The sequence below is a fragment of the Cellulosimicrobium sp. XJ-DQ-B-000 genome (genome assembly GCF_031119065.1).
Taxonomy (GTDB): domain Bacteria; phylum Actinomycetota; class Actinomycetes; order Actinomycetales; family Cellulomonadaceae; genus Cellulosimicrobium; species Cellulosimicrobium funkei.
Map to the genome: position 1 here is coordinate 198,240 of NZ_JAVHYN010000001.1, position 15,365 is coordinate 213,604.

11 protein-coding genes are annotated in these 15,365 nt (G+C 74.4%); all 11 read right to left on the bottom strand.

All coding sequences use genetic code 11. The annotated features are described in order from the left end of the window. Positions 1-8 precede the first annotated feature (8 nt). Positions 9-392 carry a hypothetical protein gene (locus tag RDI86_RS00920; RefSeq protein ID WP_055725692.1) on the bottom strand — a complete coding sequence of 128 codons (384 nt, stop codon included), beginning with the start codon at positions 390-392 and terminating at the stop codon, positions 9-11. A 150-nt stretch (positions 393-542) separates the two neighbouring features. Then, on the bottom strand, positions 543-4,097 hold the full coding sequence (gene smc, locus RDI86_RS00925) for a chromosome segregation protein SMC (protein WP_308820417.1): 3,555 nt from the start codon (positions 4,095-4,097) through the stop codon (positions 543-545). 135 nt (positions 4,098-4,232) lie between these two features. Further along, a complete protein-coding gene (gene ndk, locus RDI86_RS00930; RefSeq protein WP_031317103.1) occupies positions 4,233-4,685 on the bottom strand; it encodes a nucleoside-diphosphate kinase in 453 nt (150 codons plus the stop codon). Between the two features lie 77 nt (positions 4,686-4,762). After that, positions 4,763-5,257: a DUF4233 domain-containing protein gene (locus tag RDI86_RS00935; protein ID WP_308820418.1), complete on the bottom strand. Its 495-nt coding sequence runs from the start codon at positions 5,255-5,257 to the stop codon at positions 4,763-4,765. Between the two features lie 4 nt (positions 5,258-5,261). After that, positions 5,262-6,983, bottom strand: a complete 1,722-nt coding sequence (locus RDI86_RS00940; RefSeq protein WP_308820419.1) for an MDR family MFS transporter — start codon at positions 6,981-6,983, stop codon at positions 5,262-5,264. A gap of 133 nt (positions 6,984-7,116) precedes the next feature. Beyond that, on the bottom strand, positions 7,117-7,806 hold the full coding sequence (locus RDI86_RS00945; RefSeq protein ID WP_308820420.1) for a TetR family transcriptional regulator: 690 nt from the start codon (positions 7,804-7,806) through the stop codon (positions 7,117-7,119). 75 nt (positions 7,807-7,881) lie between these two features. Beyond that, the gene (gene dhaM / locus RDI86_RS00950) at positions 7,882-8,619 is read right to left on the bottom strand and encodes a dihydroxyacetone kinase phosphoryl donor subunit DhaM (protein ID WP_076406422.1); all 738 of its coding nucleotides are present in this window, start codon (positions 8,617-8,619) and stop codon (positions 7,882-7,884) included. Then, positions 8,616-9,260: a dihydroxyacetone kinase subunit DhaL gene (gene dhaL / locus RDI86_RS00955; protein ID WP_076406420.1), complete on the bottom strand. Its 645-nt coding sequence runs from the start codon at positions 9,258-9,260 to the stop codon at positions 8,616-8,618. Before dhaL ends, dhaM begins: the two co-directional genes overlap by 4 nt. A gap of 69 nt (positions 9,261-9,329) precedes the next feature. Continuing rightward, entirely contained in the window at positions 9,330-10,325 is a 996-nt protein-coding gene (gene dhaK / locus RDI86_RS00960) for a dihydroxyacetone kinase subunit DhaK (protein ID WP_076406418.1), read from the bottom strand. Between the two features lie 144 nt (positions 10,326-10,469). Continuing rightward, on the bottom strand, positions 10,470-11,891 hold the full coding sequence (locus RDI86_RS00965) for a folylpolyglutamate synthase/dihydrofolate synthase family protein (protein ID WP_163188544.1): 1,422 nt from the start codon (positions 11,889-11,891) through the stop codon (positions 10,470-10,472). Next, a complete protein-coding gene (gene ileS, locus RDI86_RS00970) occupies positions 11,888-15,349 on the bottom strand; it encodes an isoleucine--tRNA ligase (RefSeq protein WP_308820743.1) in 3,462 nt (1,153 codons plus the stop codon). The genes RDI86_RS00965 and ileS overlap by 4 nt, the downstream gene beginning before the upstream one ends. Between the last annotated feature and the right edge of the window lie 16 nt (positions 15,350-15,365).

The window sequence follows — 15,365 nt, forward strand, 5'->3', positions numbered from 1 at the left end:
CGCGGTGCTCACGCCTCGGGAGGGCGCTCCCCCGGGTGCAGCGGGCGCACGCGCTCGCGCGCGCGGTGCAGGACGTCGGTGAGCTCCTCGGCGTCGACGTACGCGTTGGACGACACCTGCGTGGCCGTGAAGAAGTCGTCGATGCTCGTGTCCACCGGCCGCGGCATGCGCACGGTCGCGACGTGCTGGCCCGGGTTGTCACCGCGGCGGCGACGCCGCCGCAGCCCCGAGCGGAAGTCGCGCCAGAAGGCGCGCATGCCCTGCTCGCCGTCCCGTCGGTCACCCGCCGCACCGGTCGACTGCGCCTCAGCGCGCGCGACGACGCTCGCGAACAGGAACACGACGGCGGCGACGCCGAGCGTGAGCCCCAGCCACACGAACATCCAGACCATGCCCCCAGTATCCGGGCGCCCGAACGCGTCGCGACCGCAGCCACGCCGGGGCTCGCCGATCAGCACCACATCTTCACAAGGCCCGGAATTGCAACGATCCTGGAGGTTCCGCCCAGGTCCGGACGAGGCGGACGGACCGCCCCGCGCGGCTTACGCGGGGACCTCCTCGCGCGCCTCGGACATGCGCTGGCTGATGACCGTCGTGACGCCGTCGCCGCGCATCGTCACGCCGTAGAGCGCGTCGGCGATCTCCATGGTGCGCTTCTGGTGCGTGATGACGATGAGCTGCGAGTCCTCCTGGAGCTCGCGGAAGATCTCGAGCAGGCGGCCGAGGTTCACGTCGTCCAGGGCGGCCTCGACCTCGTCCATGACGTAGAACGGCGAGGGCCGCGCCTTGAAGATCGCGACGAGGAGCGCGACCGCCGTGAGCGAGCGCTCGCCGCCGGACAGCAGGGACAGGCGCTTGACCTTCTTCCCCGCGGGACGGGCCTCGACCTCGATGCCCGTGGTCAGCATGTCGTCCGGGTCGGTGAGGACCAGACGCCCCTCGCCACCCGGGAACATGCGCGCGAACACGCGCTCGAACTGCTCGGCGGTGTCGCGGTACGCGTCCGAGAACACCCGCTCGACGCGCTCGTCGATCTCCTTGACGATCTCCAGCAGGTCGGCGCGCGACTTCTTGAGGTCGGCCAGCTGGTCGGCGAGGAACTTGTGCCGCTCCTCCAGCGCGGCGAACTCCTCGAGCGCGAGCGGGTTCACCTTGCCGAGGCGGCCCAGGTCGCGCTCCGCGGCGCGCAGCCGCTTCTCCTGCTGCGCGCGGTCGTACGGGACCGTGCGCTGCTCGCCGTCGTCGGAGGGGACGGGCACCTCGCGGTGCGGGCCGAGCTCCTCGACCAGGACGGCCGGGTCGAGCCCGAGCTCGTCGACGCTGCGCGCCTGGAGCTGCTCGATGCGCAGCTGCTGCTGCGCGCGCGCCACCTCGTCGCGGTGCGCGACGTCGGTCAGCTCGCGCAGGCGCGCCGCCAGGTCGTCGACCTCGCGGCGCGCGGCGGTCACCGCGGTGTCGCGCTCGGCCCGTGCCGCCTCCGCGGCGTCCCGCTCCGCGCCCGCCCGGCCCAGCGACCGGTCGATCGCGGCGAGGGCGAGCGTCGCGCCGTCGCGCACCGCGGACGCGCGGCCCGCCTGCCGCACCCGCGCCGCCTCGCGCCGCGCGGCCCGCTCGCGCGCGTCGCGCTCCGCGGCGGCCGCCCGGGCCAGCGACTGGGCCCGGCCCGCGACCGCCCGCGAGCGCTCCTCGCTCGTGCGCAGGGCGAGCCGTGCCTCGGTCTCGGCCGTGCGCGCGGTCGAGGCGCGCGCGAGGAGGCGGTCGCGCTCGGCGCTCGCCTCCGCCACCGCGTCCTCGGACTGCTCCGGCGCCGCCTCCGCGACCTCGAGCCGCTCGACGAGCCCGGCGAGCGTCTCGCGCGCGTCGTCGAGACCCTGGGACGCCCGCTCCAGCGACGCGCGCACCCGCTCGGCCTCCGCGGCGGCCGAGCGCGCGGTCGCGCCCAGGTGCCCGAGCTGCTCCGCGACCGCGGCGAGCTGCGCGTCGGACTCGTTGAGCCGGTCGAGCGTGTCCTCGTACCGGGCGCGCGCCTCCTGCGCCGCCTCGCGCGCGCCCACGAGCGCGAACCGGGCCCGCTCGGCGCGGGCCGTCGCGTCGGCGTGCGCGGTGCGCGCCTCGTCGAGCGCCGACTGCAGGTGCAGCACGCTCGGCGCCGACGCCGACCCGCCCCACGCGCGCGTCGCCGCCAGGAGGTCCCCGCCCCGCGTCACGACGGCGACGCCCGGGTGCCGCGCCACGAGCGCGCGCGCCTGGCCCAGGTCGTCGACGACGGCCACGCCCGCCAGCAGGGACCGCACCGCCTCGCCGACGCCCCCGGCGGCGGTGACGACGTCGACGGCCCAGCGTGCGCCGTCGGGCAGGTCGACGGCGGCGGGGCCCGGACCGGGCTCCGCGGTCGCCACGACGAGGCCCGCGCGCCCGGCGTCCTCCGTGCGCAGGTACCGCAGCGCGTCGACCGCGGCGTCGACCGACTCGACCGCGACCGCGTCGGCGGCCGGGCCCAGCGCCGCGGCCACCGCGTCCTCGTAGCCCGCCTCGACGCCGAGCAGGGCCGCGAGCGACCCCACGACGCCGACGCCGTCCGCCGCGAGCAGCGCGCCCGCGCCGTCCTTGCGGTCGAGGCTCAGCTCGAGCGCCTCAATGCGCGCGCTCCACGTCGCGCGCTCCTGGTCCGCGGCCGTCGCGTCCGCCTCCAGGCCGGTCACGGCGGCGCTCGTGCGCTCGACCGCGTCCGCCGCGGCCTCGTGCTCGGCGTCGAGGCCCTCCTCGCCCTCCTCGGCGCCGACCACCTGGGTCTCGAGCACCGCGAACTCGGTGCGCGCCTGCGTGCCCCGGTGCTCGGCCTCCGCGAGCGACTCGCGCAGCCGCCCGATCTCGGCCTCCGCCGCCTCGACGCGCGTGCGCTGCGCCGCGACCTGCCCCGCGAGCCGCGCGAGACCCTCGCGGCGGTCCGCGGCACCGCGCAGCAGCGTCGCGACGGCCCGCTCCGCCTCCCCCGCGGCCTGCTCGGCGTCCTCCCGGTCGGTGACCGCGGCAGCGAGCGCGTCGCGCGCGCGGGCGACCTCCGCCTCGAGCTCCGCCTCGGTCGCGCGCACGCGCTCGGCCTGCGCCTCGAGCTCGTCCGGGTCCTGCCCGCGGGGCGCCGCCTCGGGGCGCCCGAGGAGACGCACGCGCTCCTCGGCGAGCGTGCGCGTGCCGCGCAGCCGCTCGCGCAGCGACGAGAGCCGGAACCAGACGTCGGTCGCGGCCCCGAGGGCGGGCGCGGCCTCCGCAGCCTCGCGCTCGAGCCGGCCGAGCGTGTCGCGCGCCGTCGCGAGCGCGCGCTCGACCTCCGCCTGCTGCGTGCGCAGGGCCGCCTCGTCGGCCATCTCCTGCTCGAGCGTCGCGGTGAGCTGGGCGAGGTCGTCGGCGAGGAGCCGGGCCCGCGCGTCGCGCAGGTCGGCCTGGATCGTGGCGGCCTTGCGCGCGATCTCCGCCTGCCGCCCCAGCGGGCCGAGCTGGCGCCGGATCTCCGTCGTGAGGTCCGCGAGCCGCGTGAGGTTGGCCTGCATCGCGTCGAGCTTGCGGAGCGCCTTCTCCTTGCGCTTGCGGTGCTTGAGGACGCCCGCGGCCTCCTCGACGAAGCCGCGGCGGTCCTCGGGCGTCGCGCGCAGGACGGCGTCGAGCTGTCCCTGGCCGACGATCACGTGCATCTCCCGGCCGAGGCCCGAGTCGGAGAGGAGGTCCTGGATGTCGAGCAGGCGGCACGCGCTGCCGTTGATCGCGTACTCGGACCCGCCGCTGCGGAACAGCGTGCGGGAGATCGTCACCTCGGTGTAGTCGATCGGCAGGGCGCCGTCGGTGTTGTCGATCGTCAGGGACACCTCGGCGCGCCCGAGCGGGGGCCGGCCGGAGGTGCCGGCGAAGATGACGTCCTCCATCTTGCCGCCGCGCAGGGTCTTGGCGCCCTGCTCCCCCATCACCCACGCGAGCGCGTCGACGACGTTCGACTTGCCCGAGCCGTTCGGCCCGACGACGCACGTCACGCCGGGCTCGAAGCTCAGCGTCGTCGCGGACGCGAACGACTTGAAGCCGCGCAGCGTCAGGGTCTTGAGGTGCACGGACCCGAGCCTAGTGCGGCGCTCCCACGATCCTGCGGACGTCCGCGACCGGCCGTGGCGGACCGCGCACACCGCGGCGGGCACGCGAACGCCCCGCCCCGGAGGCCCGGGACGGGGCGGACGTGCGCGTGCGGGTCAGCCGAGCTCGGGGAACCAGAGCGCGATCTCGCGCGCGGCGGACTCGGGCGAGTCCGACCCGTGCACGAGGTTCTGCTGGACCTTGAGGCCCCAGTCGCGGCCGAGGTCGCCGCGGATCGTGCCGGGCAGCGCCTCGGTCGGGTTGGTCGCGCCGGCGAGCGAGCGGAAGCCGGGGACGACGCCCTGGCCCTCGGCCACGACCGCGAGGATCTTGCCCGAGAGCATGAAGTCGACGAGCGGCTGGAAGAACGGCTTGCCCTCGTGCTCGGCGTAGTGGGCGGCGAGCAGCTCGGGCGTCGCGTCGAGCAGGCGCACGGCGGCGAGCGTGTAGCCCTTGGCCTCGACGCGCCGGAGGATCTCGCCGGACAGGCCGCGGCGGACGCCGTCGGGCTTGACGAGGATGAGGGTGCGCTCGATGGTCTCGGTCAGTGCGGGTGCGACGTCGGTCATGGTCGCCGAGCCTACCGGCCGTCGGACCGTGCGCCGCGCCCCGCGGGTGGCCGCCCGGCCGCGTGCGCGCCGTGCCGTCAGCCGGCGTTGGGCGCGGTCTCGGGGTGCTCGGCGTCGTAGGCCGCGCGCTCGCGGTCGATGCGCCCGCCGAGGCGGATCGAGACGATCCACAGGACGACGAAGAGGCCGCCCACGAGGAACATCATGGGCACGACCAGCCCGAGCGCGAGCACGGGCACCTGCACCACGGACCCGGCGACGTACCCGCCGGGCGTGCCCACCATGCGCGACAGCACGACGAGCACGACGGCGAGCACCCCGCCCACGACCCAGATCGACGTCGCGGAGGGCAGCTCGAGCGGGCCGCGCGAGTAGGGCACGTCGCGCAGGCCGTAGGCCACGAGCGTCGCGAACACGACGAGGAACGCCTCGAGCAGGAGCGTGGTCGACGCGAACTGGACCTTCGCGGGCTTCTTGGGCTTGATGCGGTCGCCCGGGGACGGACGCACCGGGCCCGCCGCGCGGCCGTGGCGGGACGGCTGCGCGGCGGGCTGCGACTGTGAGGTGCTCACCCGGTCAGGATACCGGCGCGCCGTCGCGCTCCCGGCTCCCGGGGCGCTCGTCGTCCGTTCCACCGCCGCCCGTGGGCACGACGACCGCGGCACCGTCGACCTGGCCCGTCGCGGGGGCGTCCTCGCGCAGGTCGCCGTGGTCCGCGACGGCCTCGCCGCGCGCGACCATCCCCGCGACGTCGGAGAGCTTGACCTCGCGCAGGAACAGCGCGAGCACGAACCCGACGAGGACGAGGGGGACCAGGTACCAGAACGCGGGGGCGAGCGCGTCGGTGAACGCGTCGACGACGCCCGTGTGGATCGGCTCCGGGAGCTGCTGCACCAGCTCGGGCGTGAGCGAGGAGCCCTCCGCGCCGGCGGGGGCCGCACCGCCCGGCACGCCCGCGAAGACGCCTTCGAGGTTGTCGGCGAGCCGCGACGTGAAGATGGTGCTGAACAGCGCCGTCCCGACGGCCGCGCCGATCTCGCGGAAGAAGTTGTTCGCGCTCGTGGCGGTCCCGATCTCGTGCGGGTCGACCGAGTTCTGCACGGCGAGCACGATCGTCTGCATGACGAGGCCCATCCCGGCGCCCATGACGAAGATCATCGCGCCGAAGAGCCACATCGACATGTCGCCCGTGATGCGCGTGAGCCAGACCATCCCGGCCGCGGTGATCGCGAGCCCCACCACCGGGTAGATCTTGTACCGCCCGGTCTTGGTGATGGCGATACCGGACCCGATGGCCGTGATCATGACGCCGACCATCATCGGGAGCATGAGGAACCCGGACTCGGTGACCCCGGCGCCCGTGGACATCTGCAGGAACGTCGGGAGGAACGCGAGCGCCGAGAACATGCCCATGCCGAGCACGAGGCCGATGAGCGTCGCGATGGTGAAGGTCCGGTTCTTGAAGAGGTGCAGCGGGAGCAGCGGCTCCTCGGCGCGGTTCTCGACGAGGACGAACGCGACGACCGACACCACGACGGCCGCGACGAGGCCGAGCAGCCACGGGTCGGACCAGTCGTAGCCCGACGACGTCGTCAGGGACTCCCAGCTCGTCACCAGGACGATGCCGGACGTCGCGACGACGAGGAAGAAGATGCCCGCGACGTCGATCTTGCGGCCCGCGCGGTGCGAGGGGAGCTTGAGCGCGACCCACGCCACGATGAACGCGGCGACGCCGATGGGCACGTTGATCCAGAACGCCCAGCGCCAGCCCGGGCCCTCGGTGAACCAGCCGCCGAGGAGCGGCCCGATGACCGCGGCGATGCCGAAGAGCGCGCCCATGGGCCCCATGTACTTGCCGCGGTCCTTGGCGGGGACGATGTCGGCGATGATCGCCTGCGACAGGATCATCAGGCCGCCGCCGCCGAGGCCCTGGACGCCGCGCCAGGCGACGAGCTCGGGGAACGACTGCGCGAACCCGGCGCCGGCCGACGCGACCGTGAAGAGGCCGATCGCGACGAGGAACGGCCAGCGGCGGCCCCAGAGGTCGCCGAACTTGCCGTAGAGCGGCATGACGATGGCGATCGCCAAGATGTAGGCCGTGATGACCCAGCCCTGGTGCTCGACGCCGTGGAGCTCGCCGACGATCGTCGGCATCGCGGTGCCGACGATCGACTGGTCGAGCGAGGACAGGAACATCGACGCCATGAGCGCGCCGAAGATCACCCACACGGTGCGCGGGGTGAGCACGACGAGCGGCTTGCCGCCGTCGACGGGTGGTGCTGCGGTGGAGGAGGCCATGAGGATCCGGTTCGGTCGGGACGGACGGGCGCACGCCGACGGGCGCGGCCCGTCGTCGGGTGGGGCTGGAGGTGCGGGAGGTCGGGTGGGAGACCCGAGCGGTGGTGTCCTCGCGCGGGGCGAGGGGCTGCGGTCAGGGGGCCGCGGGATCAGGGGCGCGCGTGTCGCGGAGCAGCGCGCGGAGCTGGTCGACGACGCCCGGCAGGTGGTCCACCGGCTCGCCCTCGCGGCCCCGCTGCTGCCATTCGGCCGTGCTCGCCCGCAGGAGGCTCATGACGACGAGCGCCAGGAGCTCGGGGTCCGGGACGAACGGCCGGACCGCGCGACGTGCGACGAGCATCTCGACGAGCTCCGCGCGGTGGCCCTCGACCCACGCGACGTGACGCGCGACGAGGTGCGGCTCGCGCTGCACGAGCTCGAGCGTGCGCGCCATGCGCTCGGGGGTGACGACCTCGTGCGCGAGCACGTCGGCCACCACGACCTCGAGGTCGTCGAGGAGCGCGCCCGTCGGACCGCCGGAGACGAAGGCCGCGACGACGTCCGGTCGGACCGAGAACTCCTCGAGGCCGAGCACGGCGTCGTCCTTCGCGGGGAAGTAGTTGAAGAACGTGCGGGGCGAGACGCCGACGGCCGCGCAGATGTCCTCGACCGTCACGGCGTCGAGGCCGCGGTCGAGGACGAGGGTCTGCGCGGCGTCGACGAGGGCCTCGCGGCGCGCGCGCTTCTTGCGCTCCCGCAGCCCGCCGGGCGACGGCACGAGGCATGCCGCGGCCCGCTCGGCCACGGAGGGGCGAGCGGGCACGTCAGGCGGAGTCGTCGGCACGAGGAGCATTCTTGCATCCTCTGCAATTTTGCATCAACTGCAATATCGAGTGACGGAGGTCACACCTCCGCGGCGTCAGACCTCGCCGAACCCGCCCTCCACCGCCTCGACCACCGCGCGCACGGCGTCCGCGGCCTGCGGGCCCTCCCCCGTGACCGTGAGCTCCTGCCCGCCGGTCGCGCCGAGCTTCATGAGCTCGAGGACGCTCGCCCCGTTGACGCCGTCGATCGCGACGCTCGCGTCGAACCCGGCGACCAGGCGGGCGAGCACGGCGGCGGGCCGGGCGTGCAGGCCGAGCGGGTTGCGCAACGTCACGACGGCGCGGGCCTCCCCCGCCGGCGGGGCGCCGTCCGCAGGGTTCTCCTCCCCCGCCTCCGGTGCCGCGGCGGGGACGGCGAACGTGCCGCCCGCGTGCTCCGCGGACGCGAGGACCTCGGCCACGTCGCCGCCGCCGTGCGCGGTGACGGCCGCCGCGACGGCGCCCTCGACGAACGGCGCGTCCGCGAGCAGCACGCGCCCGTCGAAGCCGTCCTCCAGGTCCAGCACCGACTCGACCGTCATCACGGCCGAGCCCAGGTCCGCGAGCACGACGACGCCGTCCGCGACGCGCAGCGCCTCGTCGATCGCGCCGGAGACGCGGTCGTAGCTCGTGCCGAGTCCGCCGTCGTCCGTCCCGCCCGCCGCGAGCAGCAGGACGCCGGGCGCCATCTGCGCGGACAGCTCGACGGCCCCCTGCGCGAGGCGCTGCGAGTGGGACACGAGGACGAGCGCGACCCGGGCCCGCGTGCCGACCGGTCCGGCCACGCCGCTCACGCCGCCGCCGCGTCACGCGCGGCCTCGAGCAGGATCGCGGTCGACGTCGCGCCCGGGTCCTGGTGGCCCGCGCTGCGCTCGCCGAGGTAGCTCGCCCGGCCCTTCGTCGCCACGAGCGGCGCGGTGGCCTCGGCGCCCTCGCGCGCGGCCCGGGCGGCGGCCGCGAGGACGTCGGCCGTCGAGCCGCCCGCGTCGGCCGCGGCCTCCGCCGCGTCGACCGCGGGCTGCCAGGCGTCGACCATCGTCTTCTCGCCGACCTGCGCCTTGCCGCGCGCGGAGATGCCCTCGAGCGCTCCCTCGAGCAGCGCGACGACGCCGTGCGCGTCGAGCTCCGCGAGGCCGGTCACCTTCGCGGCGCGCAGGTAGGCGGTCCCGTAGAGCGGGCCCGAGGCGCCGCCGACGGACGACATGAGCGTCGTGGCCACGAGCTTGAGCACGTCGCCGATCTGGCCGGGCGGCTGCTCGCCGTCGGCCGCCCCGTCGAGCTTGGCGACCACCGCGCGGAAACCCCGGTCGAGGTTCTCGCCGTGGTCGCCGTCACCGATCTGGCGGTCCAGCTCCGTCAGCTCGTCCCGCGCCGCCGCGATCCGCTCCGCGCTCAGCCGGGTCCATCGCTCGGCCCAGGCCACGTCCAGCGTCATGCCCCACCTCTCCTCGCCGTCGAGCCGGCGGTGCGCCGGCTCCAGGAGACTGCACGAAAGGGCACCCGCTCACCAGCGCAGCGCGGCCGTGTGGACGGGAGCGTCCCACAGGGCGGTGAGCTCGTCGTCCAGGCGCAGCACGGTGACCGACGCACCCTGCATCTCCAGCGACGTGACGTAGTTGCCGACGAGCGAGCGCGTCACGCGTACGCCGCGCCCTTCGAGCAGCCTCCTCGCCTGACGATAGACGACGTACAGCTCGGACAGCGGGGTACCGCCCATTCCGTTAACGAACAGCAACACGTCCTCGCCGTCGGCGAGGCCCAGGTCGTCGGCCACGGGATCGACCAGCCGCTGCGTGATCTCGTCCGCCGACGCGAGCGGGATCCGGTGCCGCCCGGGCTCGCCGTGGATCCCGATGCCGATCTCGACCTCGTCGTCGCCGAGGTCGAAGCTCGGCCTGCCCACGTGCGGCACGGTGCACGCCGTGAGGGCGACGCCCATCGAGCGCACGTTCGCCACGACGCGCCCGGCGATCTCCGTCACGGTGCCGAGGTCGTCGCCGCGCTCGGCCGCCGCGCCCGCGATCTTCTCGACCGCGACCGTCCCCGCGACGCCGCGCCGACCCGCGGTGTAGAGCGAGTCCTCGACCGCGACGTCGTCGTTGACGAGGATGCTCGTGACCTCGGTGCCCTCGGCCTCGACGAGCTCGACCGCCGTCTCGAAGTTCAGCACGTCGCCCGTGTAGTTCTTGACGATCGCGAGCACGCCGGCGCCCGAGTCGGCGCCGAGGATCGCCGGGACGATCTGGTCGGGCGTCGGCGAGGTGAACACCGCGCCCGGCACCGCGGCGTCGAGCATCCCCGGCCCGACGAAGCCCGCGTGCAGCGGCTCGTGGCCCGAGCCGCCGCCCGAGACCAGCCCGACCTTGCCGGCCACCGCGCCGCCGGCGCGCGACACGTACGGGGGCGCGAGGTGCACCTGCACGAGGTCGGCGTGCGCCTGGCCGAAGCCCTCGAGGGACTCCGTCACCGCGTCCTGGGGATCGTTGAGCAGCTTCTTCACCGGTCATCCCTCCATCGGTCCGTGCGCCCGGTGCTCCGGGCGCCGACAGCCCCCGCGACGTCGGCAGGCCGCGCCCGGCGTGCCCGCCGCCGTCGTCGCCTCCATCAAACACCCGGCCGCCGCGCGCCGCGCGGCGTCCGGGCGTCAGCCGCGACCGAGCAGGACGCGCGCGTCGGCCACCGTCACGACCGAGCCCGTGACCAGGACGCCCGTGCCCGTGCCGACGCCCACGGCGTCGTCGCGCTCGACGAGGTCGACCGCCACCTGGAGCGCCTCGTCGAGGCGCTCGGTGCTGTGCACGCGGTCCTCGCCGAAGACGTCGGCCGCGAGCTCGGCGAGCTCCGTCGGGTCGGCCGAGCGCTCCGAGCTGTTGCGCGTCACGACGATCTCCGCGAGCACCGGCTCGAGCGCCGCGAGGAGCGGCTCGGCGTCCTTGTCGGCCATGATCGCGACGACGCCGACGAGGTGGCGCAGGTCGAACGCCTCGCCGAGCGCCGTCGCGAGCGCCTCGGCCCCTGCGGCGTTGTGCGCCGCGTCGACGAGGACGGTCGGGCTGGACCGCACGACCTCGAGCCGTCCCGGCGACGTGACGTCCGCGAAAGCCGCCTCGACGAGCGTGCCGTCGAGCGCCCGGCCGCCGAGGAACGCCTCCACCGCGCCGAGCGCGAGCAGCGCGTTGTGCGCCTGGTGCTCGCCGTGCAGCGGGAGGAACACCTCGGTGTAGAGCGCAGCGGGCGTGCGCAGGTCGAGGAGCTGGCCGCCGACCGCGACCTGGCGCGCGGCGACGTCGAGGTCGACGCCCTCGCGCAGCAGGCGCGCCCCGACGCGCTCCGCCCGGGCCCGCAGCACCTCCTCGACCTCGGGGCGCTGCGCCGCCGAGACGACGGTCGCGCCCTCCTTCACGATGCCCGACTTGACCGTCGCGATCTCCTCGAGCGTGCTCCCGAGCCACCGCTCGTGGTCGAGCGCGACGGGCGTCACGACGGCGACCTCCGCGTCGACCACGTTGGTCGAGTCCCACTCGCCGCCCATGCCGACCTCGACGATCGCGACGTCGACGGGCGTGTCCGCGAACGCGGCGAACGCCACGCCCGTGAGGACCTCGAAGAAGCTGAGCTGTGACTGCCCGCTCTCCGCGAGCTCCGCGTCGACGACCTGCACGTAGGGGTAGACGTCCTCCCACACCTCGACGAACCGGCGCGCCGAGAGCGGCTCGCCGTCGACGACGATCCGCTCGGTGACGCTCGTCAGGTGCGGGCTCGTGAACAGGCCGGTGCGCAGGCCGTGCTCACGCACGAGACGCTCCGCGACGCGCGCGGTGCTCGTCTTGCCGTTGGTCCCGGTGAGGTGGATCGTCCGGAACGCGTGCTGCGGGTCGCCGAGCAGCTCGAACAGGCGCCGCACCCGGTCGATCGTCGGGTCGAAGTCGTGCTCGGGAGCACGGGACACGATGTGCTGGTAGACGCGCTCGAGGTCCGCCTGCGCGGCGGCGTCCTCCGCCGCCGCGCGGGCGTCCTTCGCGCTCTGCCGTCGTGCGGCGCCGGAGTCCTTGCGTGCGGCGCTCACAGGTTCGCCTCCTCGACGGGGCCAGCGTCCGGAACGGTGCCGTCGGCCTTCTCGACGCGCACGGAGCGCACGTCGGTCGGCGACGTCTCGACGACGACCTCGACCGCGAGCGTCTCGCGCGCGACGAGGTCGCGGTGCTCCTCGACGGCCGCGAGCCACTCGCCCGGCACGTCGAGCGAGAGCCGGATGCGGTCGGCGACGTCGAGCCCGGCGGCCTTGCGCGCGTCCTGCACGTCGCGGATCACGTCGCGCGCGTAGCCCTCGGCGAGCAGCGCGTCGTCGAGCGCGAGGTCGAGGACGGCGAACCCGCCGCTCGCGAGCACCGCGGCGGCGATGCTCGGCGCCTCCCCCTCGGCGACGCCGCGGTCGGCGACCACCGTCGTCAGCTCGTACTCCGCGGGCAGGAGCGCGACGTCGCCGTCGTCCGTCGTCACGACGACCTCCCCGGCGTCGTCCACGCGCCACGCACCGGCCTTGGCGGCCTTGATGACGGCCTGGACCCCGCGGCCCAGGCGCGGGCCCGCGGCGCGGGCGTTGACCGCGAGGCGCTGCGTGATGCCGAAGCGCTCCGCGGCGTCCGAGTCGGTGGACTCGAGCTCGACGGCCTTGACGTTGAGCTCGCGCGCCAGCAGGTCCGTGTACGGCGCGAGCGCCCCCGGGTCGTCCACGACGACCGTGAGCCGCGCGAGCGGCTGGCGCACCCGGAGCTGGTGCGCCTTGCGCAGGCCGAGCGCGGCCGACGCGACGGCGCGGACCTCGTCCATCGCGGCGACGAGCGCCGGGTCGGCGACGAGGGACGCGTCCGGGACGTGACGCACGGCCACCGCGGACGAGCCGTCCTCGCCGACGAACCGCTCGCCGACCTCCTCGGTGGACGCCGGCCAGTCGGTGAGGTGGACCGAGCGCCCGCCGGTCAGGCCGCGCCACACCTCCTCCGCGAGCAGCGGGGCGAGCGGCGCCATGACGCGCGTGAGCGTCTCGAGCGCCGTGTACAGCGTGTCGAACGCGTCGGCGTCCTCCGCCCAGAACCGGTCGCGCTGGGTGCGCACGTACCAGTTGGTCAGGACGTCGAGGTGCTCGCGCACGGTCTCGCACGCGCCCGCGATGTCGTACGCGTCGAGCTGCCCGGTCACGCGCACCACGAGGTCGTGGGTGCGCGCGAGCAGGTAGCGGTCGAGCGCCGGGAGCCCGGCCACGCGCTCGGGCGCGACCTTCTGCGCGACGTACCCGGCGGGCTCGACGGGCTCGCCCGCCCGCGCCTGCGCCTTCGACGTGTTCGCGTACAGGGTGAAGAAGTAGTACGTGCTCCACAGCGGGAGCAGCACCTGGCGCACCGCGTCGCGGATCCCGTCCTCGGTGACGACGAGGTTGCCGCCGCGCAGGATGGGCGAGCTCATGAGGAACCAGCGCATCGCGTCGGAGCCGTCGCGGTCGAAGACCTCGTTGACGTCCGGGTAGTTGCGCAGCGACTTGCTCATCTTGCGGCCGTCGGAGCCCAGCACGATGCCGTGCGAGACGGCCGAGCGGAACGCCGGGCGGTCGAACAGCGCGGTCGCGAGCACGTGCAGCGTGTAGAACCAGCCGCGCGTCTGGCCGATGTACTCGACGATGAAGTCGCCGGGGTTGTGGTGCTCGAACCAGTCGGTGTTCTCGAACGGGTAGTGCACCTGCGCGTAGGGCATGGACCCCGAGTCGAACCAGACGTCCATGACGTCCTCGACGCGGCGCATGGTCGAGCGGCCCGTCGGGTCGTCCGGGTTGGGGCGCGTGAGGCGGTCGACGAACGGCCGGTGCAGGTCCGGCTCGCCCTTCTCGTTGCGCGGGAGGGTGCCGAAGTCCCGCTCGATCTCGGCGAACGAGCCGTACACGTCGACGCGCGGGTGCTGCGGGTCGTCCGAGCGCCACACCGGCACCGGGCTGCCCCAGAACCGGTTGCGCGTGATGGACCAGTCACGCGCGTTCTCCAGCCACTTGCCGAACTGGCCGTGCTGGATGTGGTCGGGCGTCCAGGAGATCTGCTCGTTGAGCTCGACCATGCGGTCCTTGAACTTCGACACCGCGACGAACCACGACGAGACGCCCATGTAGATGAGCGGCTTGCGGCAGCGCCAGCAGTGCGGGTAGGAGTGCGCGTACGACTCGCGGCGCAGCAGCACCGTGCCGGGGCTCGTGGCGCCGAGCGGGAGGTCCGGCGTCTCCTCCCCCTGCGCGGCCGCGGCGTCGTGGCGCGTGCGGCCCTTGAGGTGGTCGATGATGAGCGCGTTCGCGTCGAAGACCTGGAGGCTCTCGTAGTCGACGACGGGGAAGACGAACTTGCCGTCGGACGCGACCGGCAGCACCGGCTCGACGCCCTCGCGGTCGGAGACGACCTTGTCCTCCTCGCCGAACGCGCCGGCGTTGTGCACGAGCCCGGTGCCGTCCGTGGTCGTGACGAAGTCCGCCTCGACGACCCGGTGCGCGCCGGCGTGCCCGGCGAAGTAGGAGAACGGCGGCGTGTACGACCGCCCGACGAGGTCGGCGCCCGTGAGCCGCTCGACGACCTGCGTCGTCACGTCCTCGACGCCCTCGTCGGCGAGCTCGCGCGCGTACGCCTCGAGACGCTCGGCGGCGATCACGTAGCGCTCCTTGACGCCCGTGAACGACGACTCCACGACGACATACTCGACGTCGGGGCCGACCATGACGAACAGGTTCGACGGCAGCGTCCAGGGCGTCGTCGTCCAGATGAGCGCGAGCTCGCCCGTCTCGAGCCGGAAGCCGACGGTGACCGCCGGGTCCTGGCGGACCTGGTACACGTCCTCGTCCATGCGCAGCTCGTGGTTCGACAGCGGCGTCTGGTCGTTCCAGCAGTAGGGCAGCACGCGGAAGCCCTCGTAGACGAGGCCCTTGTCGTAGAGCTGCTTGAACGCCCACAGGACCGACTCCATGAACGTCGGGTCGAGCGTCTTGTAGTCGTGCTCGAAGTCGACCCAGCGCGCCTGGCGGGTCACGTAGTCCTGCCACTCGCTCGTGTACTTGAGCACCGACGCGCGGCACGCGTCGTTGAACCGCTCGATCCCCAGCTCGAGGATCTCCTCCTTGGTCTTGATCCCCAGCTGGTCCATCGCCTCGAGCTCGGCGGGCAGGCCGTGCGTGTCCCAGCCGAAGCGACGCTCGACGTGCTTGCCGCGCATCGTCTGGTACCGCGGCACGACGTCCTTCGCGTAGCCCGTGAGCAGGTGCCCGTAGTGGGGCAGGCCGTTGGCGAACGGGGGGCCGTCGTAGAAGACGAACTCGTTGCTGCCGTTCTCCCCGGCGGGGTTGCGCTCGACCGAGGCGCGGAACGTGTCGTCCGCCTCCCAGTAGGCGAGGACCTCGCGCTCGATCGCGGGCAGGTCCGGGGAGGCGGGGACGCCGAACGCGGCTCCGGGGTGCGCGTCGGCGGCGGACGAGGGTGCGCGGTGCAGCGGGTAGGCCATGGTCTCGAGGACTCCG

Excerpts from the sequence above, each read along its gene's own strand:
- RDI86_RS00920 (WP_055725692.1), bottom strand. The coding sequence starts at position 392 with ATGGTCTGGATGTTCGTGTGGCTGGGGCTCACGCTCGGCGTCGCCGCC.
- ndk (WP_031317103.1), bottom strand. The coding sequence starts at position 4,685 with ATGACCGACGTCGCACCCGCACTGACCGAGACCATCGAGCGCACCCTC.
- RDI86_RS00940 (WP_308820419.1), bottom strand. The coding sequence starts at position 6,983 with ATGGCCTCCTCCACCGCAGCACCACCCGTCGACGGCGGCAAGCCGCTC.
- dhaL (WP_076406420.1), bottom strand. The coding sequence starts at position 9,260 with ATGACGCTGGACGTGGCCTGGGCCGAGCGATGGACCCGGCTGAGCGCG.
- ileS (WP_308820743.1), bottom strand. The coding sequence starts at position 15,349 with ATGGCCTACCCGCTGCACCGCGCACCCTCGTCCGCCGCCGACGCGCAC.